This is a genomic window from Terriglobia bacterium (assembly GCA_020072815.1).
Taxonomy (GTDB): Bacteria; Acidobacteriota; Terriglobia; order Terriglobales; family Acidobacteriaceae; genus Angelobacter.
In genome coordinates, this window is the sequence record JAIQGE010000001.1 from 394,802 (window position 1) to 416,496 (window position 21,695).

Consider the following 21,695-nt stretch of genomic DNA (forward strand, 5'->3'; position numbering starts at 1 on the left):
AACCGTGAAACGACGAAGGCTGCGTTTCCGGTTTGGCCAATTGCTATTTGCCAATTGCTAATTGCTTATTTTCCCGCCGTGATCTTCTCCACCAACTGCGAATAATCTTTCTTCTCCACGCCGTAAACCTGCTTATTGAACTCGTCCACTTTCTGCGAGTAGTTCATCGAACAGAATTTGGGTCCGCACATGGAACAGAACTTGGCCTCTTTGTAGTAGTCGTCCGATAGCGTCTCGTCGTGCATGGAGCGCGCGGTTTCAGGGTCGAGCGACAGCTCAAACTGCTTGTCCCAGTCGAAGGTGTAGCGCGCATAGCTGAGGGCGTTGTCGCGGTCCTGCGCGCCGGGGCGATGCCGCGCGATGTCGGCCGCGTGCGCGGCGATCTTGTAGGCGATGATCCCGTCTTTCACGTCCTTCTCGTTGGGCAGCCCCAGGTGTTCTTTGGGGGTGACGTAGCACAGCATGGAAGCACCGTGCCAGCCGATCAGGGCCGCGCCAATGGCTGACGTAATGTGGTCGTAGCCGGGAGCGATGTCAGTGACCAGCGGACCCAGGGTGTAGAACGGCGCGCCGTAGCACCACTCCACTTCCTTGTCCACCTGCTCCTTGATCTTGTCCAGCGGCACGTGGCCGGGGCCCTCAATCATCACCTGGACGTCATGCTCCCAGGCCCGCTTGGTCAGCTCGCCCAGGGTGCGCAGCTCGGCGAACTGGGCTTCGTCGCTGGCGTCAGCGATGCAGCCGGGACGCAAACCGTCACCCAGCGAGTAAGATACGTCATACTTCTTCAGGACCTTGGTGATGTCGTCAAAATTTTCGTACAGGAAGTTCTGCTTGTGGTGATGGGCCATCCACTGGCCCAGGATGGCGCCGCCCCGGCTCACGATGCCCGTGATTCGCTTGGCCACCAGCGGCAGATACTGCACCAGCACGCCGGCATGGATGGTCATGTAGTCCACGCCCTGCTGCGCCTGTTCTTCAATCACTTCCAGCATCAGGCCGATGGACAAATCCTCTATGCGCTTCACCCGCGAGACGGCCTCATAAATCGGCACCGTGCCAATGGGCACGGGCGAGTGGCGGAGAATTTCTTCGCGTATCTCATGGATGCCGCCGCCGGTGGAAAGGTCCATGACCGTGTCGGCGCCAAAGTGGACGGCGGTATGCAGCTTCTTCAACTCCTCATCCACGTTGGAGGTAATGGAAGAGTTGCCGATGTTGGCGTTGATCTTGCACAGTGACTCCACGCCAATGGCCATGGGCTCCAGCTCAGGATGGTTGATGTTGGCGGGGATGATCATCCGCCCGGCAGCCACTTCGCCGCGCACGTGCTCGGGCGTGATCTTTTCCCGTTCCGCCACGTACACCATTTCTTCCGTGACCAGCCCTTTGCGGGCAAAGTGCATCTGGGAGAAGTTGCCATCGCCGCTGCGGGCTGCTTCCGCCTTGCGCCGGGCAATCCATTCCGCGCGAGGCTTGGGTGTCTGCTGGGTGCCGTTCTGGCCGTTGCTTCCGCTCATTGGGGTCCGCCTTTGCTCTTGAAAACCTTCATTATACGCCCCTACAAGGAGTGGAGTGACGAACGTCACACCACCGGCCCCGCCCCCTTGACCCAGCCTGCACTCCGGGCTACCCTTTGAATAGGTATATGTCGCAATCAAAGAGCAAATTCTTCAAGTTTGGCGCGGCTGTCGCCATTATTGTGCTTTCCCTGGGCTATCTGGCCTGGACCGGCGTCAACGAAAGCAAGAGCTTTTACGTCAAGATCAAAGAGATGCGCGCAATGGGCGATGCCGCCTATGCCCGGCGCCTGCGTGTGGAAGGATTTGTGAAGCCCGGCTCCATCCAGAGAAACGGCTCCCATGCGGAATTTGTGATTGAGGACGGCGACCAGACCGTGCCCGTAAGTTACAAGGGCATGGAACCGCCGCCCGACACCTTCAAGGACCACGCCCAGGCGCTGGTGATCGGCCAGCTGGGCCGCGATGGCACTTTCCACGCCACGGAAGTCCAGGCCAAGTGCGCGTCCAAGTATGAGGACATGGAAAAGGCACAAAGCGAAGCCAATAAAAAAGGCCTCTGAGGTCAGCCGCTGAACCCCGACGCTCCCCCCGTCCAAGTCAAGAACGTTTCCAAAGTCTATGGCCGCACCGCGGCGGTAAGAAGTGTCTCTCTGGACTTGCAGCCGGGGAAGTTCTACGTGTTGCGCGGCGAAAACGGCGCGGGTAAGTCCACCTTGCTGCGGATGATCGCCGGGCTCAATGAGCCGACCGAAGGCTCCATCCTGATCTTCGGGATCGAAAACAAGCAGGCCCTTTCCCACCTGGGCTACATGGCCCACGCTCCGCTGCTCTATGACGAGCTTTCCGGCATGGAGAACCTGCGCTTCTTCGCCAAATTGTATGGCATCAGCTCTGACGAACCTCTGGCCGGCGCCATGCGCCGCGTGGGGCTTGATCCCGCGCTGGATCGCCGCATCGGGCAGTATTCGCAGGGCATGCGCCAGCGGCTGTCCCTGGCCCGCGCGATTTTTCATTCCCCCGACCTTCTCTTGCTGGACGAACCTTTTTCCAACGTTGATCCTGAATCCGCCCTGGCCATTGCCAAGCTGCTGGCTTCCATGCGCGATGAAGGCAAGACCATTGTGCTGGTCACCCACCAGGTGGGACTGCTGGCCAGCCTGGCCGACGAATACATCCTCCTCTCCCACGGCCAGTTGGAAGGCCGCGGCGTAATGCAGCAGGCGCGCCCATGAGCCTTTCCATCAGCAAGCTGACGGCGGTGAACGTCCGCAAAGACCTGCAGTTGGAGTGGCGCTCGCGCGACGTTTTCAACGCCATGCTGTTCTTCGCCCTGCTGGTGGTGGTGGTGTTCAGCTTTGCTTTCGACCAGCAGGATTCCCGTCCGGTGATGGGCGGGCTCATCTGGATCGCGTTTCTGTTTTCCTCCACCATGGCGCTCAACCAGTCCTGGGCGCGCGAATTGCGCAACGGCGTCCTGGACGCCTACCGCGTCTCCCCCGCGCCGGCCGAGGCGCTCTTCCTGGGAAAATGTCTGGGCAACTATATTCTGATGATGTTGCTGGAATGCGTGATGGCCCCGCTGTTTGTGATCTTTTACAACCTCAAGTCCGGCGGGCCGCTGTGGCAACTTGCGCTGATTTTCCTGCTGGGCACCTGGGCCCTGGTGGTGAACGGCACGTTTTTTGCCGCCATGTCCATCCGAACGAAAAACCGCGAGCTGATGCTGCCCTTGCTGCTGTTGCCTATCTCGCTTCCGGCGGTATATTCCATGGTGGAGGCCACCAGCATTGTTCTTAACGGTGATGGTTCGCCCTGGGCTTATGTAAAATTCCTGGCGGGCTTTTGTGTGATATATACCACAGCCTGTTTTCTGTTATTTGAAATAGTCTTAAACGCAGAATGAAATCAAAACTCTTTTTCCTGTTTCTGGCGATTGACGCCGGCCTGCTGGCCTACGGCACCTACCTGGGCCTGGTGGTTGCGCCCACCGAAGCCACCATGGGCGACGTCCAGCGGATCTTCTATTGCCACGTGCCTGGGGCCACTACGGGCTTCTCACTATTCACACTGAACTTTGTGGCCTCGGTCATGTTCTTGTGGAAGCGCAGCACCAAGGCCGACGCCTGGGCCATCTCCACCGCGGAAGTGGGCGTGGTCTTCTGCACCGTGGTGTTGGTCACCGGCCCTATATGGGCGCGCTACGCCTGGGGCACCTGGTGGGTCTGGGACATGCGTCTGACCACCACGCTGATCCTGTGGCTGCTCTATATGAGCTACCTGATCTTGCGCCGGTCTTCGGAAGCCGGGTCAACGGCCGTGCTGGCGGCGGCGCTGGCGATCTTTGCGTACATTGATGTGCCCATCGTGTACATGGCCAACCGCTGGTTCAGGACCAACCATCCGCAGCCGATGATCGGCACGCCCGCCCTTGACCCGCGGATGCAGAAGATCCTGTTCTTCAACATGTTTGCGTTTCTGATCTTTGGGCTGCTGATCGCCTGGTTCCGCTATGAAATGGAGCGGACGGCGCAGAAGATCTCCGCGGCGCACATCCAGCGGGCCGCGCGCGGCACGGCCTTCGCGCTGCTACCGGCCGTGGCGCTGTTCCAGGTCCCGCACAAAATCAATCCGCACGTGTATCTCTACTCCGGCTACTTCGCGGCGTGGGGCGTCTACGCCATCTACCTGGTGTTCCTGATGACCAAGCTGGGCCGGCTGAAAAAGGAAGAAGCGGAGATGCGGGTGGTGTAGAGACTGGTGAATCCAACTTGGGCCCTTCCGGGAGCTTTTATGTCAAACCAGGTTTTGGTGGAAATCAAGAACCAGGTGCAGACGATTCGCTTGAATCGTCCTGAAAAAAAGAACGCTTTGACCCAGGCCATGTACCTGGCCATGACCGACGCCCTGCGCAAGGCGGAGTCTGACACCACCGTGCGCGTGGTGCTGCTTACCGGCACCGCGGACTGCTTCACCGCCGGCAACGACCTGATGGATTTTGCCACCGCCAAGCCGGGCGAGCCCAGCGTGGCCGTGCAATTTCTCCAGGTACTGGCCGGGACCCACAAACCGGTGGTGGCGGCCGTGGGCGGAGTGGCCGTGGGGATCGGCACCACCATGCTGCTGCACTGCGATCTGGTGTACGCGGCGGCCAGTGCCCGCTTCCAACTTCCATTCGTGAACCTGGGCCTTTGTCCGGAGGCGGCTTCCAGCCTGATTCTGCCGGCGCAGATGGGGCTCCACCGCGCCGCGGAACTCATGTTCTTTGGCGAGCCCTTCAGCGCCACCACGGCGCGCGACTGGGGACTGGTGAATGAAGTCTATCTCGATGGCGAACTCGCCGCCGCCGCCCTGGGCAATGCACAGCGACTCGCGGAAAAACCTCCGGCAGCGTTGCGCGTGACCAAGTCGCTGCTCAAGCGCGGCCAGGCGAACGCGATTGCCGAAACCATGTCGCGCGAAGGACAGCAGTTCGCGGAGCTGCTGCAGGCGCCGGAGGCCCGCGAAGCTATGTCGGCGTTCATGCAACGGCGCAAACCGGATTTTTCCAAGTTCTAAGAACGGCCCACCACTGATTGACACTGATGACACGGATCAGAACGGGACAAAACCGGAACCACAGAGGGCACAGAGGAACACCGAGATTAAAAATTTGGCGAAGTGGCTTGGAGATCACAATGCCAAACCAACAGCCAATGGCCAATAGCCAAAAGCCGCAGTTCCCTTGCAACTTGGAGCCTGCCCGTGATCGCGACTAAACTACTGCCATGAGCTCGAAATCCCCCGAAACCACTTTGCACCCTGCTAACGCCCTGGCCAGCGCATCTTCTTCTTACTTGCGTTCGGCCATGCATCAGCCTATCCAGTGGCACGAGTGGGGGCCGGAGCCGTTTGAGAAAGCGCGCGACCAGAACAAGCCCATCCTGCTGGACATCGGAGCCGTATGGTGCCACTGGTGCCACGTGATGGACCGCGAGTCGTATGACGATGCGGAAGTGGCGGCCATCATCAACGAACATTTCATCGCCATCAAGGTGGACCGCGACGAGCGTCCTGACGTGGACAGCCGTTACCAGACCGCGGCGCAGGCCATCACCGGGCAAGGCGGGTGGCCGCTCACTGGGTTTCTCACGCCGGAGGGCAAACCGTTTTATGTTGGGACGTACTTTCCTCCGCAGGACGTCCAGGGGCGGCCCAGTTTTCGCCGCGTGTTGCTGACGCTGGCGCGCAGCTACCAGGAAAAACATTCTGACGTGCTGGAATCAGCCGAGAGCGTGATGGGCGCCATCAGCCAGTCAGAAGGATTCACCGGCAAATCGGGACCGCTGCGGCCGGAGCTGATTGAGAGCATGGTGGCCTCCGCCATGAAGCTGTTTGATCCCGACCACGGCGGCTTCGGCTCCGCGCCCAAGTTTCCTCATCCCAGCGCCACCGACATGCTGATGCAGCGCTACGCGGAAACCGGCAACTCGCTGCTGCGCGACACCGTGAGCTTTACGCTGGAAAAAATGGCCGAAGGCGGCGTGTATGACCACCTGGCCGGCGGGTTCCATCGCTACTCGGTGGACGAGCACTGGATCGTCCCGCATTTCGAAAAAATGTCGTACGACAATTCTGAGCTGCTCAAGAATTATGTTCACGGCTACCAGTTGACCGGCAATGAAACCTTTGCTGCGGTGGCCCGCGACGTGGTCCGTTGGATGGACGAATGGCTCACTGACCAGCAGCAAGGCGGATTTTATGCGTCCCAGGACGCCGACTACTCGCTGGACGACGACGGCGACTACTTCACATGGACCCTGGACGAAGCCCAGGCCGCGCTGGGCGTGGACAACGACGAACTGCAAGTGGCCATGCTGCACTATGACATTGGCGAAGTGGGCGAGATGCACCACAATCCCGAGAAGAACGTGCTGTACATGCGCGTTCCCATTGACGAGCTGGCCACGCGCCTCAAGAAGACAAACCAGGAAATTGCGGCTATTCTGGTTTCCGCCAAAAAGAAAATGTACGCCGCGCGGCTCAAGCGTCCCACGCCATTTGTGGACAAAACGGTTTACGTAAGCTGGAACGCACTGTGCATCTCCGCCTACCTCAAAGCTGCAGGCGTTCTTGTGCTCGATAGCGCGCGCAAATTTGCCCTGCGCTCGCTGGACCGCATTCTTGCCGAAGGTTGGAGCGCCGGCGGCAGTTTGCAGCACGTGATCGCCTACTCGGATCCGCAGGCCGTGCAGCGCAGGGTCCCCGGCGTGCTGGATGACTACGCTTTCATGGTCATCGCCTGCCTGGACGCGTATGAAGCCAGCGCTGACCTGAGCTACTTCCACTTCGCGCAGAAGATTGCCGACGCCATGATCACCCGCTTCCATGATTCGCACGAAGGCGGATTTTTTGATATAGCCGCGGGACCGGACGCGGGCGACGGGATCGTTCTGGGCGCGCTGGCGGCACGGCGCAAGCCGCTGCAGGATTCGCCCACTCCCGCTGGCAATCCGGCGGCAGCCATCGCTCTGCTGCGACTGCACGCGTGGACCAACGATGCCAGGTATCACAAAGTTGCCGAAGACACGCTGAAAGCCTTTGCCGGAATCGCTGAGCACTATGGGCTGTTTGCTTCCACCTACGCCATTGCGCTGGACATGTACCTGCGTCCGCACGTGCAGGTGGTCATCGCCGGCAGCGGCCAGCAGGCGGAGCGGTTAAAGTCGGCGGCGCTGAAGCATTTTGGGTTGAACAAATCTGTCCTGCATCTTCCGCAGGGCGAAGCCGTGCCGCAAATGCTGCCTCCAGCACTGGCAGAGACCATCCCTAATTTGCCGGCGGTTAAGGAAGGCAAGACCGTGGCTGTGGTGTGCAGCAACTTCTCGTGTCAGCCGCCGGTCGAGAGTCCTGAAGAACTGGAGAGACTGTCAAGGGCACAGGCATAACCTTTCTCTGAAATCTCGACTCTGAGCTTGCGAAGGGGAGAGATCTATATCAGCGCGTGGATCCAAGGGTTACCGAGGCAAGTGAGCCGCGAGCGTAACGTGACGATATGGATCTCTCGCTCTGCTCGAGATTTCAGAAAGACACGCAACCATGGCCGAAACAAATCCGTTGAAAGACCGAATTGCACAGGCTCTCGCTCCGCTCGTGGGAATGCCGTTGTGGGATTCCGGCCGCGCCGCCGACCTGGAGTGGTTCATCTTCGGCGAGCGCCGGACCATCAAGGACTTTCGCGGCGAACCCAGAGAAGTCGGCGAGTATTCACTGCACGTGCAGTGCGCCTGGCGCATCACCCAAGGCGGCCGCGTGCTGGTCGGCAGCCGCGATCTTTATTACCCAGCCGGCTACTGCGACCAGACCCAGGAAATCCCGCGGAATTTCAACTGGGACGTGCAAGGCGGCAATCGCCGCGACGAGTTGGTCGCCGCCCTTTTCGAACAGGGCCGCAAGCAATATCGCGTGACCAGATTCCAGGTTGGCGCGGCAGGCGCTCTTACCGTTGCGCTTGAAGATGATATGGCGCTGGAAATCTTTCCCGATGATGCTCTTCCCGGCGAGCACTGGCGGTTGTTTCGCCCAGGCGAAGACGATCCGCATTTCGTGGTGACGGGGGAAGGAGTCGAGGAGTAGTGCTGTTTTTGTAATCTCGAGCGAAGCGAGAGATCCCTATCATCACGAAAGCCTACACGTACACCACATGAATGGATAAGCGCAGACCGGCAGCAAGGAATTTCTCAGACCAGCCCGACCTTCCCTCGTGCCTCCGCGCTGAGCGCGTCTTGTATGTTGCTGAGAAACTCAATGGTCTTCAAACGATATCGTCCGGCTTGAAGATGAAACTAAAACTGTTCAGGTAAGTTTCTTCTATCTCCACTTCCAGTATGGCCTGCTCATTCTTGTCGGCCTTCGTCCTAAGGGCATCCATGTTGGCCTTAGCGACACCCCATCGCTCCAGGAGATACTTGAGCGTTTTCCATGGCTGAGGGAAGTACGCCTCTCCCTCGGGATCTTTTCCACTGAAAATCCTTGGCTTATATCGGATTTCCCCGCGCCATTCGTCAAGCGTAAGCTGCAACGTGCACAAGCGTTTCATGGTCACGATTTTACAGCAGCCTCTGCGGCAAATGGCATCTGTGATCCTTCGTGTGCCTTGTGTTTATAGGGTTCCTTCGCTCCGCTCGGGATAAAGAAAAAAGCTACGAGTGCTGCTTCAAGCCGCGCTGGGCCATGCCTGCTCGCAGTTGGATCAGGCAACCCACGTTGGCGGTGGCGATGATGTCCGCCGTCACCGACTGCACGTCATCCATTTTGGCCGCCAGGATTTTCATCGAGAGGTCATTGTGCGCCACGTTGTACACGCCGGCGCTGCCGCAGCACTGGTCGGAGTGCGGCAGTTCCACCAGTTCGCAGCCAATGGCCTTGAGCAACTCGCGCGGCTGGATGCGGATGCGCTGCGCGTTAGCCAGGTGGCATGGGTCCTGGTAGGCGACCTTCTGGCTGATCTTCTTCTTTGGCGCGCGCACGCCGATCCCTGCCAGGTACTCGGTCACGTCTTTGGATTTGGCTTTGAACTCCTTCGCCCGCGTCAAGTATTCCGAATCGTGTTCCAGCAGGTCGTCGTATTCCTTCATGTGCGAGCCGCAGCCGGCGGCGTTGGTGATGATGGCATCGTAGTCGGCGTTGAGGAAAATCTTGATGTTGTTGCGGGCCAGCGCGCGCGACTCATCGCGATAGCCGGCATGAGCGTGCAGCGCGCCGCAGCAGCCTTGCCCGGCGGGCACGTGGACTTCAACGCCGTTTTGCGTAAGCACGCTGATGGTGGCGCGGTTCAAGTGCGAGAAAGCCACGTTGTTGATGCACCCGGCAAGAAAAGCCACTTTGCCGCGGCGTTCCCCCACGGCGGGAAAAACCTTGCCGATCTCGCCGAAGAAAAATTCCTTGTCAATCTGCGGCGACAGGCGTTCCACGTCCGCCATGCCGAAAAGTCTTAGCACGCCAGTGGCGCGAGTGACCGCCTGCAGCCCGGACCGCTGGTAAAAGCCCACCATCCGGGCCACGAACTTGAGCGTGCCGAAGTTGGAGATGATTTTGCGATAGAAAATGTTACGTACGGTGCGCGCTATGAACGGCCGGCGGTACTTTTGCTCAATCCGCGCGCGGGCCCGCTCCACGATGTGGCCGTACTTCACGCCCGACGGACAGGCAATTTCGCAGGCCAGGCAACCCAGGCACTGGTCAATGTGTTTGACAAACGATGCGCCCAGTTCCAAGTCACCGTCGTTGACGTGGGCAACCTGGTAGATGCGTCCGCGCGGCGAATCCATTTCCACGCCCAGCGTCTTGTACGTGGGGCAGTGGTTCAGGCACAATCCGCAGTGGACGCATGTGCGCAGCAGGTCCCACGTGGGAATGTCCTGGTCGGCGATGCTCACGCCGAGTGGCGGCTGTTCGACTGCGGCGGCGCTCGTCGGTTGACTTGAATCAGACAATGAAACGGCCTCGGTTGAAAATATTTTTGGGGTCAGCGGCCCGCTTGACGGCCTGCATCACGGCCACGTCGGTGGGCGTGGTACCCCAAACGTCAAAGTGCAGCTTGGCTTCCTTGGGACAGTGCGCCACCTCCGCCGACGCGCCCGGCGGCAACAGCGCGCGGAAGCCGGACACGCAGTTGGCGTACTGCATGGCAGAAGGCGGGTCCACGGAAAGCGGAATGAAAGCGATCACCAGGTTCCCTGTGGCGGCGCGGCCCAGCACCGCGGGAATAAAGTTGTAGTCCGGCGCGGCCTTTTCCAGGCCGTGGATGGCGGGCGCCACGCCCTGAATGGTCAGGTGCGTGTACATCACCATGGCGTTGCGATGCTTGGCCAGCACGTTGTACTCAAAATGTGAAACCCAGCGCCAGAACTGGTCTTCCTCGGCGCCGTGCAACTCGCGGGCAACGGCCGCGCCCAGATCGCGGCGATAGCGCGCCAGAACGTTGTCGCTTCCCGCGGCGCGCAAGGCCATCTGCCAGACGTTGGCCGTCGGACGCAACGGCTGCGAAGGCACGTAATGGTCTGGATCTTGCGCCGGTTGCGGATCGTTCAGGTATTCGGGCGCGTGCGGAGAAATGATCTCCAGGCAAATGGGTGTGAGCGGCGACTTGAAAATCCGTTCGCGAAATTGGATGGTTTCCGCCAGCGAGCCGAAGTTGCAGATGAACGTCTGCGTCTGGCGCGGCTTGGGGAACACCTTGAAGTTGGCCTGCGTGATGATGGCCAGCGAGCCGTAGCTGCCGATGATGAGCTTCATCAGGTCGTAACCGGCAACGTTCTTCACCACGCGGCCTCCGCCTTTGGCTACCTTGCCTTCCGCGGTGACAAACTGCACGCCGATGCAGAAGTCGCGCAGGCCCCCGAAGGCGTGCTTGAGCGGCCCGGCTGCGGCGGTAGCCAGCAACCCGCCCACCGTGGCCTGCGAAAGCTTGGGCGCGTCGTAAGGCAGCCACTGCTGGTGTTCGGCCAGCTTGCTTTGCATTTCGGCAAAAGTCATGCCGGCGTTGACGCTCACCGTAAGATCGCCGGGATCGTAAGCTTCCACGGTGTTCAGCCGGTGTGTGCGCAGAAGAATGTCAATGCGCTCGGGCACGCCGCCGATGTCCTGCTTGGTAAAACCGCCGGCGGGAGCCACCACCAGATTCCGCTCCGCGGCCACGCGCACTACAGCAGCGGCTTCCTGCGCTGACGCGGGCGCCACCACCGTGGCCGGGGTTACGCCGTTGATCTCCAGTTGCGCGCTGGTCAACTCCTGCAGGCCCACGTGCTCGTCGCCGACAATGGCAGCGATCTCACGCTCCACGGATTGTGCTGCGGCCACGGCGCTCACATCGGCACCCCGGATACTGGTTCTACTTTCGCTTTGGGTAGCGGGCCGGTGATCTCGCGGCAGAAGCGCATTTCAGGAATCATTTTCTGCGGGTTGAGGATGGAGTCAGGATTGTACGCGTTGCGCAGGCGAATCATGAATTCCAGGTCGTCCTCAGTGAAGATCTGCGGCATGAAATTCTTTTTTTCCAGCCCCACGCCGTGCTCGCCGGTGATGGAGCCCCCAAATCGAATGCAGGTCTCCATGATTTCATTGCCGGCCTTGTGGGTGTCTTCGGTTTGCTTGGGATCGCGGCTGTCAAACAGGATCAGCGGATGCAGATTGCCGTCACCGGCGTGGAAGACGTTGCCGATAATCAGGCCGTATTTCTGGCTGATGCGTTCAATCTCCGCCAGCGTGGCCGGAACTTTGGTGCGGGGGATGACGCCGTCCTGCGTGTAGTAAGCGGGCGCCGCGCGGCCCACGGCGCCGAACGCCGTCTTGCGGCCCAGCCAGAGAAGCTGGCGTTCCTGTTCAGTCTTGGCGCGGCGAACTTCGCGGGCCTTGGCCTTGGTGCACACGGCGCTGACAATTTCAGCCTGCTCTTCCACCGTCTCTTTCATGCCTTCGAGCTCGATCAGCAGTACGGCCGCGGCGTCCATGGGATAGCCGGCGTGGACGTTTTCTTCCACGCAGCGCACCATGAAACCGTCAAGCATCTCCAGCGCCGCCGGCGTCACACCGCTTTGGGTGATGGCGACAACCGTGTTGGCCGCGTCTTCCACCGAGTCGTAAATGGCCAGCAAAGTCGCGACCGATTCCGGAAGCTTGGTCAGCTTCACGGTGATCTTCGTCGCCACGCCCATGGTGCCTTCCGAGCCAACGAAGAATCCCGCCAGGTCCAGCCCGCAGGAATCTTGCGATTTGCCGCCAAACTCCACGATTTTTCCGTCGGGCAGGACCACCTCAAGTCCGGTGACGTGGTTCACGGTCACGCCCATGGCCAGCGTGTGCGGGCCGCCGGAATTTTCCGCCACGTTGCCGCCGATGGTGCAGGCCTTCTGGCTGGAAGGATCGGGCGCGTAGTAGTAGCCGAATTTCGCCGCAGCGTTGGTGACTTCCAGATTGACCACGCCGGGCTGCACCACGGCGCGCTGGTTCTCCACGTCAATTTCCAAGATCTTGTTCATGCGGGCCATGGCCAGCATGATCGCCTCTTTGCGGGCGATGGCGCCGCCGCTCAGGCCGGTTCCCGCGCCGCGCGGAACCACCGGAGTCTTCGTCGCCGACGCCAGCCGCATGATCTCCGACACATGCTTCGCGGTCTGCGCAAACACCACCGCACCAGGACGGCTCTTCTCCACGCCGCCATCGTATTCGTAGAGCATGAGCTCTTCCGGGCGATCGAGAACGGCTTCACTGCCGACAATCTTCTTCAGCGCGCGAATGATGGAGGAATCCATGGGAAACCTGTGCCTTGGAACGAAGTGATTGTAGCAAGATCAGAGGGAGGGCAGTGGGAAAGAGATTGCCAAAATCGCCGAAATTGCCAAAAGCGGAAAATTGAACGGCCCGAATCCGATCCGAAGGACGGAGTTCTACATATAGATCACATACGAACTGTGCCACAGCGAACTGGGCAGCGTGCCGGGCTGGCGCGCGGTGAGGATCACGTTGTAGTCCGACGAGACGGGCAGCGCGTCCAAAATATTTTCGCCGTACTTGTCGCCCGGTTCGGGCTCCACCAGCGCCAGGTAGCGCAGGAAGTCTTCCAGGTGGATCCCGCCGTGGTAGCCGGAGCCGGCGAAGGAGAGTTCCACGTTCTCCGTGGCAAAGTGGCAGGCCAGCGTGGCCGCCAGCGAGACGGCGTGTTCATATTTCTCGGCCGAGACGCGTGCGGGCTCGGGATTGTCAAACACCACGCGCAGGCGGCGCTCATCTTCGCGGGTGAACTCGCGGACCTTGAGCGCGCCGGTCTTGGCGGTGGCTTTCCAGTCCACGGTACGCGCGGGGTCTCCGGGCTGGTGCTCGCGGATGCGATAGAGTTCGCTGCCGCGTCCGCGCATGTAGGAAACGAATTCGCCGGTGATCATGGGCAGCACGTCCAGAAGGTTGTCCTGGTCCAGGAGCGTGGGATACACCAGCAGCTCACGTTCCAGCGTGACCCTGCGGCTCTTGATGAGAAACGAAAACGGAAACCGCGTGGACAGGCTGAAAGAATCCTGGCTGTACAGTCCGCGCCGGGGAAAAACCAGCTCCACCTCAGCTTCCGAGGTGGTGCGGGGCGCCACAAAAGTAAAGTACACCGGCCGGGTCAGGATGTTTGCGGGACGCGGCACCAGAATCTTGCGGCGCAAAGTGTAGTCCGGCAGGCGAAGCCATGTACCCTTGCGCGGGAAAACGAATTCGCTCTTTTGCCATTCCCATCCCGCCTTCTTTTTCTTTTTCTCCACCGGCGTGGAGACTTTGACGGAAAAGGCGGGCACCCAATAACGCGGGTTCTGCAGCTTGACGCGGACCGCGACCGCGCGCCCGGCAAACGCGTTGCCCGGCATGCCCACGTCCAGCGCCAGGCGGCGCAGCACCGCGGCGGAAGCAAAACCGGAGACTGCAACGGCGGCGAGCATGGCCGCCAGAACAATGAACAGCAGGTTGTTCGCAGTGTTGAGCGCAGCGATGCCGACCACCAGCGCCGCTCCCAGGTAGGCAATGCCTTCCTTGGTCAGCTCGTAGTGCAGCGCGTCGCGGACGCGGCTGGCCATCACGCGGCGCGTGAGGTAGGGCAGCGTGGTAATCGCCACTAAGCCGGCCAGAAACAGCGCGCTGGAGGCGAAGACAATGGTCGCCGCGAAATTGCCGGACTCGCTGGCCGCGGACGAAAACACGGCGGCGGCAAAAGCCAGAGCCAGCCCGGCCAGCGCGAGAAAAAAACGCAGCCAGGCTTCTCCGTCGAGGTTGGCCAGAAGAGACTTGAGACGGTTTACCATTTCGCAAACTTGCTTCTAGTGTGGCACAGCAGGGCCAGGGTGGAAAAAGAAAATGCAGTTCGGATAGCGAAGAAAGGTCATGGCCACAAGAGCAGGCGAGAAAAAGCGTGCCGCCCGTTGCTGTCGTCAGACGACGGCCGGCGTCAGTTGGCCTTTGCCAGAAACTCCAGCACCAGCCGGTTGAATTCCGCGGGCGACTCTTCAAAGGGAAGGTGTCCGACTCCCGGCATCACGGCCAACGCGCTGCCCGGCAGCGCGCGTTGCAGCGCTTCCGCCGACGCAGGGTCCACAGCCCGGTCCTGCGATCCCCAGATCAGCCGCGTTGGAGCTTTGACCCGGGGAATGGCCGCCTGCACTTCGTCAACGTCTTTCTGCCATCCGCGCAGGATGCTGAGCAGATTGTGGCCGCGTCCGCGACGCGTGATCAAGGCAGCATAGCCTTCAATCGTGCCGGAAGGAATGCGGTGGGGATCGCCGTACAAGCGTTCGAGGTAGGGCCGCTGAAATCGGCGCGAGAACGGCAGGAGTCGCGGAAGCAAGAACCCAGCAAGGCGTCCACTGAAGGACGAAACGCGCTCACGTCCGAAGGCCGACCAGGGATTCACCGGGGCCGCCAGGATCAGGGAGCGTACGTTGGCGTTCGTCGCCGCCAGCAACAGCGCTACGGCGCCGCCCCACGAGGAGGCAACCACATCAACTGGTCCAAGGCGTAACGCGTGAATGAACGAGCCAAGGCGCGCCGCTTGCGCAGCCATGCTGCAGTCGGCGTAGCGCGAAGCATCAGACAGGCCCAGGCCAGCCATGTCCACGGCATAGACCGTGCGGCGGGCGGCCAGTTCCGGGAGATTGAAGCGCCAGCAGAACGAGCCTCCCAGCAAGCCATGGACCAGCAGCAACGGCGGTCCAGAGCCGGCCTTGAGGTAATGCATTTTCGGGGCAGCGCTATTCAGAACGTCGTTTCGTTGGCCGGCGTTTTTCTCGTCATCGAGGCCGAACCAATGGCTCTCCGCCTTGGCGCCTTTCACGCTGGCTTGGATTTTTGGCGACTCCAGGGCAACCACAAAGCCTCTCTGATCTTCGAAACTAAAGGATATCGCTTCTGTAGCTTGTTTTTGCGGGACACGAGATCTCTGGTGTCCCGCTCTTTTTTGCAGACTGCCATCGGTTTCGCAAGCTGCTCGGCACCCATTCTGCTGCACATACCAAAACTCACACGCCAGATACCGATTTTTGTATTTTTCTCTACAGGGAAGCATTATAATCCGTTTAACTACCAGTAAACAGGAGAGTTATTCGGCGGAGAGAAGCAGTCCCCATGGCATCTGACTTGCTCCAATCACGGCGGAAAGATCTCACCAAGCGGGAACAGAGCGAGCCGCGCGTTTTCGCTGATCCGCCTATGCGTAAGGACTCCCTAATCCGGGTCTCGGCTGTTGTATTAGCCCTTCTTACGGCCGCCAGCATCGTGTTCGCAGCCATCAATTTCCAGAAAGAAGGCCTGTTCGTTACACCCGATGACGGCGTCTGGTGGATTGATAAGGGCGGCCAGCTCGTCGCCAAGGGAATCAGCCCGGGCGGGCCGGGCGAGCGCGCGGGAGTCAAAGTTGGCGACAAATTAGTCAACGTCACAGCGCCCGACGAGTCGCTGGTGGGCAAACCTCTGGGCGCCGCCGAACGCCGCGGAATCAAACCGGCCGGCAAAGACATACCCAAACAACCTCAGCTCAAGACCGTGGCCGCACTGCAGCGGCAGTTGGACCGGGCCGGCGTGTGGTCCAAGGTTAACTACGACTTGGACCGCAACGGCACGCGCGTGGAAGAACTTTCGCTGGTCCTGGCCCCGGTGGACCGGTCGCTGTACCTGGGCGAACGGCTGATTGCGCTCATCTACCTGGGGATCGGCGTTTACGTGTTGTTCCGCCGCTGGACGGCCCCCAAGTCCACTCATTTTTATATTTTCTGCCTGGTTTCGTTCATCCTCTATTCGTTCCACTACACCGGGAAATGGAACACGTTTGACCAGATCATTTTCTGGGCGAACATTGTCGCCGAACTGCTCCAACCCGCGCTGTTCCTGCATTTTGCTTACACCTTCCCGGAGAAACGCAAAACGCTGGTCAGCCATCCCTGGCTGGCTTCTCTCGTCTATCTGCCGGGGGCCGTTCTGCTGGCCGTGCGAATTACAGCGCAAACCCAGTTTGAAGCCCGCGAAGTGCTGCTCTGGAACCTGGACCGGCTGCAATTGCTGTATCTGGCGCTCTACTTCTTTGCCGCGGCCGGTGTGCTATGGGACAGCTATCGCAAGTCCAACACGCCGCTGCAACGCCAGCAGATGAAGTGGATTTCCCGCGGCACGGTGCTGGCGATCACGCCCTTTACTTTGATCTACGTGGTCCCTTACCTGTTTGGGGTCCTGGCCACGCCGGCCATGAAGCTCTCCGTGCTCTCACTGGTCTTTCTGCCCCTGACCTTTGGCTACGCCATTGTGCGCTACCGGCTGATGGACGTGGACGTGATTTTCAAGCGCGGCGTGGCTTACACCCTGGCCACGGCAGCCATTGTGGGCGGATACTTCGTGGTGATCGGCGGCATGACGGCGGTGGTGAGCAACAAGCTGCCGGGCTCCGGCTTCGCGGGCCTGCTTGCCGTCATCGTCATCACCGCGCTGGCCTTTGAGCCGCTGAAGAACTGGATCCAGGACCAGGTGGACAAGTTCTTCTACCGCAAGCGTTACGACTACCGCCGCACCCTGATTGAATTCGGCCGCGAACTGAGTTCGGAAATTGACCTCAGCAACATGCTGAGCTCGGTGATTGACCGCCTGTCGCGGACCTTGCTGGTGGACCGCATCGCCATCTTCCTGGCCACCGGCAACCCGGCTGAGCCCTTTGAGATGGCCAAGTCCTTCGGCATCTCCCACAGCGGCAGCGGCACGCTGGACCTGAGCTTCCTGGTGGTGGACCAGCCGGAGCACTACGCCGGGCATATCTTTTTTGACAACACCCGCAAAGCGCTCCAGGGCAGTGTTTCCGCGCGCGAAACCATCGCCCGGCTGAATTTCAATTACTACATTCCCTGCACGGTGCAGGGCCGCACCATCGCCGTGATGGGGCTGGGCAAGACCATGTCCGGCGACTTCCTGTCGAGCGAAGACGTGGAATTGCTGGAGACCCTGGCCGGCTACATCGGGATTGCCATCCAGAACGCCCGCCTGTACGCGTCGTTGGAGCAGAAAGCCAGCGAATACGAACGCCTCAAGGACTTCAACGAGAACATTGTGGAATCCATCAATGTGGGCGTGCTGGCCGTGGACCTGGAAGACCGCATCGAATCCTGGAACTCGCAGATGGAAGTGATGTACGCCCAGGAGCGCGCCCAGGTGGTAGGACAGAAGCTGAATGAAGTCTTCCCCGGGCCGTTCATGGAAGAGTTCTATCGCGTGCGCCAGAACCCGGGCATCCACAATCTCTACAAATTCCGTTTGCTTACGCCCACCGGGGACACGCGGGTTGCCAACGTGGCCATTGCGCCGCTGGTGACGCGAAACTTCAGCGTCATCGGGCGGCTGATCATCGTGGACGACATCACCGAGCGCATTGAACTGGAATCGCAGCTCTCGCAGGCGGAAAAAATGTCGTCCATCGGCCTGCTGGCCGCGGGCGTGGCCCATGAAGTCAACACGCCCCTGGCGGTCATTTCCAGTTACTCGCAAATGATGGCCAAGCAGATCAATGGTGACGAGAAGCTGGCCGCGCTGATGGAGAAGATCACGCGGCAGACCTTCCGGGCCTCAGAGATCGTCAACAACCTGCTGAATTTCTCCCGCACCAGCGCCACGGAATTCAGTGACATCAACCTGAACAAGATCATCCTGGACACTCTGGCCCTGCTGGAGCACCAGCTCAAGACTTCGCGCATCAAAGTGGAAGCTGATTTGCATGAAGGTCTGCCGGACATTTACGGCAATGCGGGAAAATTGCAGCAGGTCTTCCTCAATCTCTTCCTTAACGCCAAGGACGCGATGGCCGCCCATGGCGGCACGCTGCGGGTAGCCACCGCCAACGGGTCCGCTGTCCAGGTCAGCATCAGCGACACCGGCACGGGTATTGCGCCGGAACACATTCATAAGATCTACGATCCGTTCTTTACCACCAAGAACGCGCCGCAAGAAGGCCAGTCGCGCGGCACGGGCCTGGGTTTGTCAGTTACCTACGGAATCATTCAAGAACATGCAGGCAAGATCCGGGTGGAGTCCAATCCTGGCCGCGGGACCCAGTTCCATCTTGAATTCCCCTTAATCAGGAAGGCCGTCAATGTCTGATGCCGCCGTACTAAGCCGCCCGCCGGCGGAGACCGCCGGCACCGGTTCCATCCTTATCATTGATGATGAGGCCGCAATTCGTGAGTCCCTGGAGACCCTGCTGGAATTTGAAGGCTACTCTGTGCAATCGGCGGAAACCGGGGAACAAGGGCTTGCCAAGCTGGGCGAGCGGCCCTTTGATCTGATCCTGCTGGACTTCGCCCTGCCCGACCGCAACGGCCTGGAAGTTCTGGCGGAGATCCGCAATCGCGATCCCCAGCTTGCCGTGATCATGATCACCGCCTACGGCACCGTGGACAACGCCGTGCGCGCCATGCAGAACGGCGCCACCAACTTCATCCAGAAGCCCTGGGACAACGAGAAGTTGCTGGCCGACGTGCGCGCCGCCGTGGCCCGCTGCCGCGCGGAAGAAGAAAACGAGCAGCTCAAGCGCGCCTTCAAACAGCGCTACAACTTTGAGAACATCGTGGGCAAGAGCGAATCCATGCTCAAGATTTTTGACCTGGTGGGCCAGGTGGCCTCCAGCCGCTCCACGGTGCTGATCCAGGGTGAAAGCGGGACGGGCAAGGAACTCATCGCCAAGGCCATTCACGCCAACTCGCCGCGGAAGAACCATCCCTTTGTGCCGGTGAACACCGGCTCCATGCCCGCCGATCTGCTGGAGTCAACGCTTTTCGGCCACGTCAAGGGCGCGTTCACCAGCGCCGTCTCGTCCAAGAAGGGCCTGTTTGAAGTCGCCGACGGCGGCACCATCTTCCTGGACGAAATCGGCACCATGAGCCTGGAAACCCAGGCCAAGATCCTGCGGGTGCTTCAGGACAAGAGATTCATGCACCTGGGCGGCGTTCAGGAAATCCAAGTGGACGTGCGGGTGATTGCGGCCACCAACATTGACCTGAAGGTCTCCGTGCGCGAGAGCAGGTTCCGTGATGACCTGTTCTATCGCCTCAACGTAATCACCATTGACCTGCCGCCGCTGCGCAGCCGGGCGGCGGACGTCCCGCTGCTGGTCAACCACTTCCTGGCCAAGTTTTCAGAGGAAAACAGCAAGCCGCCGCGGCAGATCTCGCCGGAAGCCCTGCGGCCGCTGATGGACTACGGCTGGCCGGGCAACGTGCGCGAACTGGAGAACGTGATGGAGCGGGCCGTGGTCCTCTCCAACGGTCCGGTGATTGGCATTGAGCTGCTGCCTGACCACATTGTGGGCCGCGGCTCCGCCGGCAAGATGTTTGACCATCGCCCCGACGCTTCCCTGTTTGAGATTGTGGAAGACTGCGAACGCCGCCTGATCGTGGACATGCTGGAAAAATCCAACTGGAACCAGACCGAGGCCGCCGACCGCTTCCATATCCCGCTTTCCACGCTCAACCAGAAGATCAAGCGGTTGAATATTGAAGTCAGGAAGAAGTCGGGGACGAGGGAGCAGTAAGCTCCTTGCGGAAACGCTTCTGCTGCCACACCCGCATCGCCAGCAGGACCACCGCCATGGCGTAAAAGCCTGTCTCCGTACCGAACGGGGTGGCCACCATGCCGGCGGCCAACGCTACCGGAAACATCATCAACGTGCGGCCCATGGCCTTGGCCGCGCGCGGATCGTCCTCTTCATTCACCAGCTTTTTGCGCTTGGCCAGCACCCACTGCAAGGCCAGGAGCGTTGCCGCGACAAACAGGTTGCCGAAATAGATTTCCTTGGCCGCCGTGTTGTTCAGGAAATGTCCCAGCAAGGCGCAGGAAAACGGCAAAACAGAAATACACATCAGAAACATCAAGTTGAGCCAGACCAAACCGGCCTGCAGATGACGGACAAAATGCATCGCCAGGTGGTGCTGGATCCACAGCAGCCCGCAATAAGTAAACGAGAGAAAGAAACTGAAAAAAGCCGGCGTTTCCTCTCCCAGCTTGTTGAGCAGCTCTCCGCTGCCAACATGCTTGGCCAGTTCCGGAACTTTCAGCTCCAGGACCAGCAGGGTCATGGCGATGGCGAAGATGCCGTCCGTCAAGGCTTCCATGCGTCCTTTGGAAAGCCGGACACTGTAAATCGCCTGGCGGATTGACTTGGGCGGCGAGCTCATGAGCCATGCGATTCTATGCGACACGGGCAGGGCTGGCAATCACGGCTTTGCTTTGCGATGAACGTCTGCCTAAAGGCCCGCGATTCACAAGCGAATCGCTAGACGCTGATACGAGTACTGGGTCAGTCCAAACTGACCCAGTACCGGCGTTTTGTGAGCGCGATGGACACTCTGCTATATTGGCCATGGGATGGCACTGATCTCTCCTGTTGAAATCGCGAAGCGCAGCGTGGTGGCGGTGCAGGATTACACGCATCTCGCGGTCCGCTCCATCGCGAACATTTTTGCCCAGCCACGTTACTGGTCGGACGCCATCCAACAGGCCGACCTCATCGGCGTGGGCAGCCTGCCCATTGTGGTCCTCACCGGAATGTTCACCGGAATGGTGCTGGCCTTGAATACGTCCAACACCCTGGAGCGATTCGGCTCACTCTCTCTCACCGGTCAACTGGTCTCCATTTCCATGGTGCGCGAGCTCGGCCCGGTCCTCACCAGCCTGATGGTGGCGGGACGCAACTCCTCCGGCATGGCCAGCGAACTTGGTTCCATGAAAGTGACCGAGCAGATTGACGCCATGCGCGCCCTGGGGACGGACCCGTACAAGAAACTGGTCACGCCGCGCGTGGTCTCCACCGTTTTCATGATGTTTTTCCTGACTATCCTCTCTGACCTGGTGGGGCTCGCGGGCGGATACCTGATTTCCTACCTCATGCTCGGTCTGGACACGGTGCAATACTGGAACACGGCCTACCAGTCGCTCACCTACAATGACGTGATCACCGGCCTCATCAAGCCGCTGTTCTTCGGCTTCATTATCGCCACCGTGGGCTGCTACTACGGCTTGAGCACCAAGGGCGGCACCCAGGGCGTGGGACGCTCCACGACGCAGGCCGTGGTGGCTTCGTCCGTGCTCATCCTGGCCGTGGACGTGGTCCTCACCCAGCTCATGCTGTCGCTCAAGTGACCG

At 60.2% G+C, this 21,695-nt stretch carries 18 protein-coding genes; 10 read left to right on the forward strand and 8 right to left on the reverse strand.

The genetic code is table 11. The features are described 5' to 3' along the window. Positions 1-65: 65 nt before the first annotated feature. On the reverse strand, positions 66-1,520 hold the full coding sequence (gene thiC, locus LAO20_01670) for a phosphomethylpyrimidine synthase ThiC (GenBank protein MBZ5530115.1): 1,455 nt from the start codon (positions 1,518-1,520) through the stop codon (positions 66-68). Between the two features lie 128 nt (positions 1,521-1,648). Here thiC and LAO20_01675 point away from each other — a divergent pair, with 128 nt between their 5' ends. The 7 genes from LAO20_01675 (at position 1,649) to LAO20_01705 (ending at position 8,135) form a co-directional block, all read left to right on the forward strand. After that, on the forward strand, positions 1,649-2,083 hold the full coding sequence (locus tag LAO20_01675; GenBank protein MBZ5530116.1) for a cytochrome c maturation protein CcmE: 435 nt from the start codon (positions 1,649-1,651) through the stop codon (positions 2,081-2,083). 9 nt (positions 2,084-2,092) lie between these two features. Next, positions 2,093-2,755 (forward strand): ABC transporter ATP-binding protein, encoded by a 663-nt coding sequence (locus LAO20_01680; GenBank protein ID MBZ5530117.1) that lies wholly within the window; start codon positions 2,093-2,095, stop codon positions 2,753-2,755. Beyond that, a complete protein-coding gene (locus tag LAO20_01685; protein ID MBZ5530118.1) occupies positions 2,752-3,426 on the forward strand; it encodes a heme exporter protein CcmB in 675 nt (224 codons plus the stop codon). The genes LAO20_01680 and LAO20_01685 overlap by 4 nt, the downstream gene beginning before the upstream one ends. Then, positions 3,423-4,274, forward strand: a complete 852-nt coding sequence (gene ccsA, locus LAO20_01690; protein MBZ5530119.1) for a cytochrome c biogenesis protein CcsA — start codon at positions 3,423-3,425, stop codon at positions 4,272-4,274. Before LAO20_01685 ends, ccsA begins: the two co-directional genes overlap by 4 nt. A gap of 39 nt (positions 4,275-4,313) precedes the next feature. Beyond that, positions 4,314-5,078 (forward strand): enoyl-CoA hydratase, encoded by a 765-nt coding sequence (locus tag LAO20_01695; protein MBZ5530120.1) that lies wholly within the window; start codon positions 4,314-4,316, stop codon positions 5,076-5,078. 209 nt (positions 5,079-5,287) lie between these two features. Then, on the forward strand, positions 5,288-7,447 hold the full coding sequence (locus tag LAO20_01700; GenBank protein MBZ5530121.1) for a thioredoxin domain-containing protein: 2,160 nt from the start codon (positions 5,288-5,290) through the stop codon (positions 7,445-7,447). A 151-nt stretch (positions 7,448-7,598) separates the two neighbouring features. Next, positions 7,599-8,135, forward strand: coding sequence for a hypothetical protein (locus LAO20_01705; GenBank protein ID MBZ5530122.1), 537 nt, complete (start codon positions 7,599-7,601; stop codon positions 8,133-8,135). A 178-nt stretch (positions 8,136-8,313) separates the two neighbouring features. On the opposite strand, the gene LAO20_01710 is transcribed toward LAO20_01705, so the two are convergent. The 6 genes from LAO20_01710 to LAO20_01735 form a co-directional block, all read right to left on the reverse strand. Beyond that, complete coding sequence (locus LAO20_01710) at positions 8,314-8,598, reverse strand: hypothetical protein (protein ID MBZ5530123.1); 285 nt, start codon at positions 8,596-8,598, stop codon at positions 8,314-8,316. 103 nt (positions 8,599-8,701) lie between these two features. Then, positions 8,702-9,994 (reverse strand): 4Fe-4S dicluster domain-containing protein, encoded by a 1,293-nt coding sequence (locus LAO20_01715; GenBank protein MBZ5530124.1) that lies wholly within the window; start codon positions 9,992-9,994, stop codon positions 8,702-8,704. Next, entirely contained in the window at positions 9,987-11,360 is a 1,374-nt protein-coding gene (locus tag LAO20_01720) for an FAD-binding oxidoreductase (protein MBZ5530125.1), read from the reverse strand. Before LAO20_01720 ends, LAO20_01715 begins: the two co-directional genes overlap by 8 nt. A 5-nt stretch (positions 11,361-11,365) precedes the next feature. Then, a complete protein-coding gene (locus LAO20_01725) occupies positions 11,366-12,811 on the reverse strand; it encodes an FAD-binding protein (GenBank protein ID MBZ5530126.1) in 1,446 nt (481 codons plus the stop codon). A gap of 135 nt (positions 12,812-12,946) precedes the next feature. Then, the gene (locus LAO20_01730; GenBank protein MBZ5530127.1) at positions 12,947-14,335 is read right to left on the reverse strand and encodes a DUF58 domain-containing protein; all 1,389 of its coding nucleotides are present in this window, start codon (positions 14,333-14,335) and stop codon (positions 12,947-12,949) included. A 143-nt stretch (positions 14,336-14,478) separates the two neighbouring features. Beyond that, the gene (locus LAO20_01735; GenBank protein ID MBZ5530128.1) at positions 14,479-15,396 is read right to left on the reverse strand and encodes an alpha/beta fold hydrolase; all 918 of its coding nucleotides are present in this window, start codon (positions 15,394-15,396) and stop codon (positions 14,479-14,481) included. 338 nt (positions 15,397-15,734) lie between these two features. Here LAO20_01735 and LAO20_01740 point away from each other — a divergent pair, with 338 nt between their 5' ends. Together LAO20_01740 and LAO20_01745 are read left to right on the forward strand one after the other, a co-directional pair. Beyond that, positions 15,735-18,656 (forward strand): PAS domain S-box protein, encoded by a 2,922-nt coding sequence (locus tag LAO20_01740; protein ID MBZ5530129.1) that lies wholly within the window; start codon positions 15,735-15,737, stop codon positions 18,654-18,656. Beyond that, positions 18,649-20,085, forward strand: a complete 1,437-nt coding sequence (locus LAO20_01745; protein MBZ5530130.1) for a sigma-54 dependent transcriptional regulator — start codon at positions 18,649-18,651, stop codon at positions 20,083-20,085. The genes LAO20_01740 and LAO20_01745 overlap by 8 nt, the downstream gene beginning before the upstream one ends. Here the strand turns inward: LAO20_01745 and LAO20_01750 are convergent. Next, positions 20,054-20,728 (reverse strand): DUF1211 domain-containing protein, encoded by a 675-nt coding sequence (locus tag LAO20_01750; protein ID MBZ5530131.1) that lies wholly within the window; start codon positions 20,726-20,728, stop codon positions 20,054-20,056. The genes LAO20_01745 and LAO20_01750 overlap by 32 nt on opposite strands. Positions 20,729-20,918: 190 nt before the next feature. Between LAO20_01750 and LAO20_01755 the strand changes: the two genes are divergently transcribed. Then, complete coding sequence (locus tag LAO20_01755; GenBank protein ID MBZ5530132.1) at positions 20,919-21,692, forward strand: ABC transporter permease; 774 nt, start codon at positions 20,919-20,921, stop codon at positions 21,690-21,692. The last annotated feature ends 3 nt before the right edge of the window (positions 21,693-21,695 follow it).

What these genes read in the sequence shown, in the direction of transcription:
- thiC (MBZ5530115.1), bottom strand. Translation starts at nt 1,520, where the DNA reads ATGAGCGGAAGCAACGGCCAGAACGGCACCCAGCAGACACCCAAGCCT.
- LAO20_01675 (MBZ5530116.1), top strand. Translation starts at nt 1,649, where the DNA reads ATGTCGCAATCAAAGAGCAAATTCTTCAAGTTTGGCGCGGCTGTCGCC.
- LAO20_01685 (MBZ5530118.1), top strand. Translation starts at nt 2,752, where the DNA reads ATGAGCCTTTCCATCAGCAAGCTGACGGCGGTGAACGTCCGCAAAGAC.
- ccsA (MBZ5530119.1), top strand. Translation starts at nt 3,423, where the DNA reads ATGAAATCAAAACTCTTTTTCCTGTTTCTGGCGATTGACGCCGGCCTG.
- LAO20_01695 (MBZ5530120.1), top strand. Translation starts at nt 4,314, where the DNA reads ATGTCAAACCAGGTTTTGGTGGAAATCAAGAACCAGGTGCAGACGATT.
- LAO20_01700 (MBZ5530121.1), top strand. Translation starts at nt 5,288, where the DNA reads ATGAGCTCGAAATCCCCCGAAACCACTTTGCACCCTGCTAACGCCCTG.
- LAO20_01705 (MBZ5530122.1), top strand. Translation starts at nt 7,599, where the DNA reads ATGGCCGAAACAAATCCGTTGAAAGACCGAATTGCACAGGCTCTCGCT.
- LAO20_01710 (MBZ5530123.1), bottom strand. Translation starts at nt 8,598, where the DNA reads ATGAAACGCTTGTGCACGTTGCAGCTTACGCTTGACGAATGGCGCGGG.
- LAO20_01725 (MBZ5530126.1), bottom strand. Translation starts at nt 12,811, where the DNA reads ATGGATTCCTCCATCATTCGCGCGCTGAAGAAGATTGTCGGCAGTGAA.
- LAO20_01730 (MBZ5530127.1), bottom strand. Translation starts at nt 14,335, where the DNA reads ATGGTAAACCGTCTCAAGTCTCTTCTGGCCAACCTCGACGGAGAAGCC.
- LAO20_01740 (MBZ5530129.1), top strand. Translation starts at nt 15,735, where the DNA reads ATGCGTAAGGACTCCCTAATCCGGGTCTCGGCTGTTGTATTAGCCCTT.
- LAO20_01745 (MBZ5530130.1), top strand. Translation starts at nt 18,649, where the DNA reads ATGTCTGATGCCGCCGTACTAAGCCGCCCGCCGGCGGAGACCGCCGGC.
- LAO20_01750 (MBZ5530131.1), bottom strand. Translation starts at nt 20,728, where the DNA reads ATGAGCTCGCCGCCCAAGTCAATCCGCCAGGCGATTTACAGTGTCCGG.
- LAO20_01755 (MBZ5530132.1), top strand. Translation starts at nt 20,919, where the DNA reads ATGGCACTGATCTCTCCTGTTGAAATCGCGAAGCGCAGCGTGGTGGCG.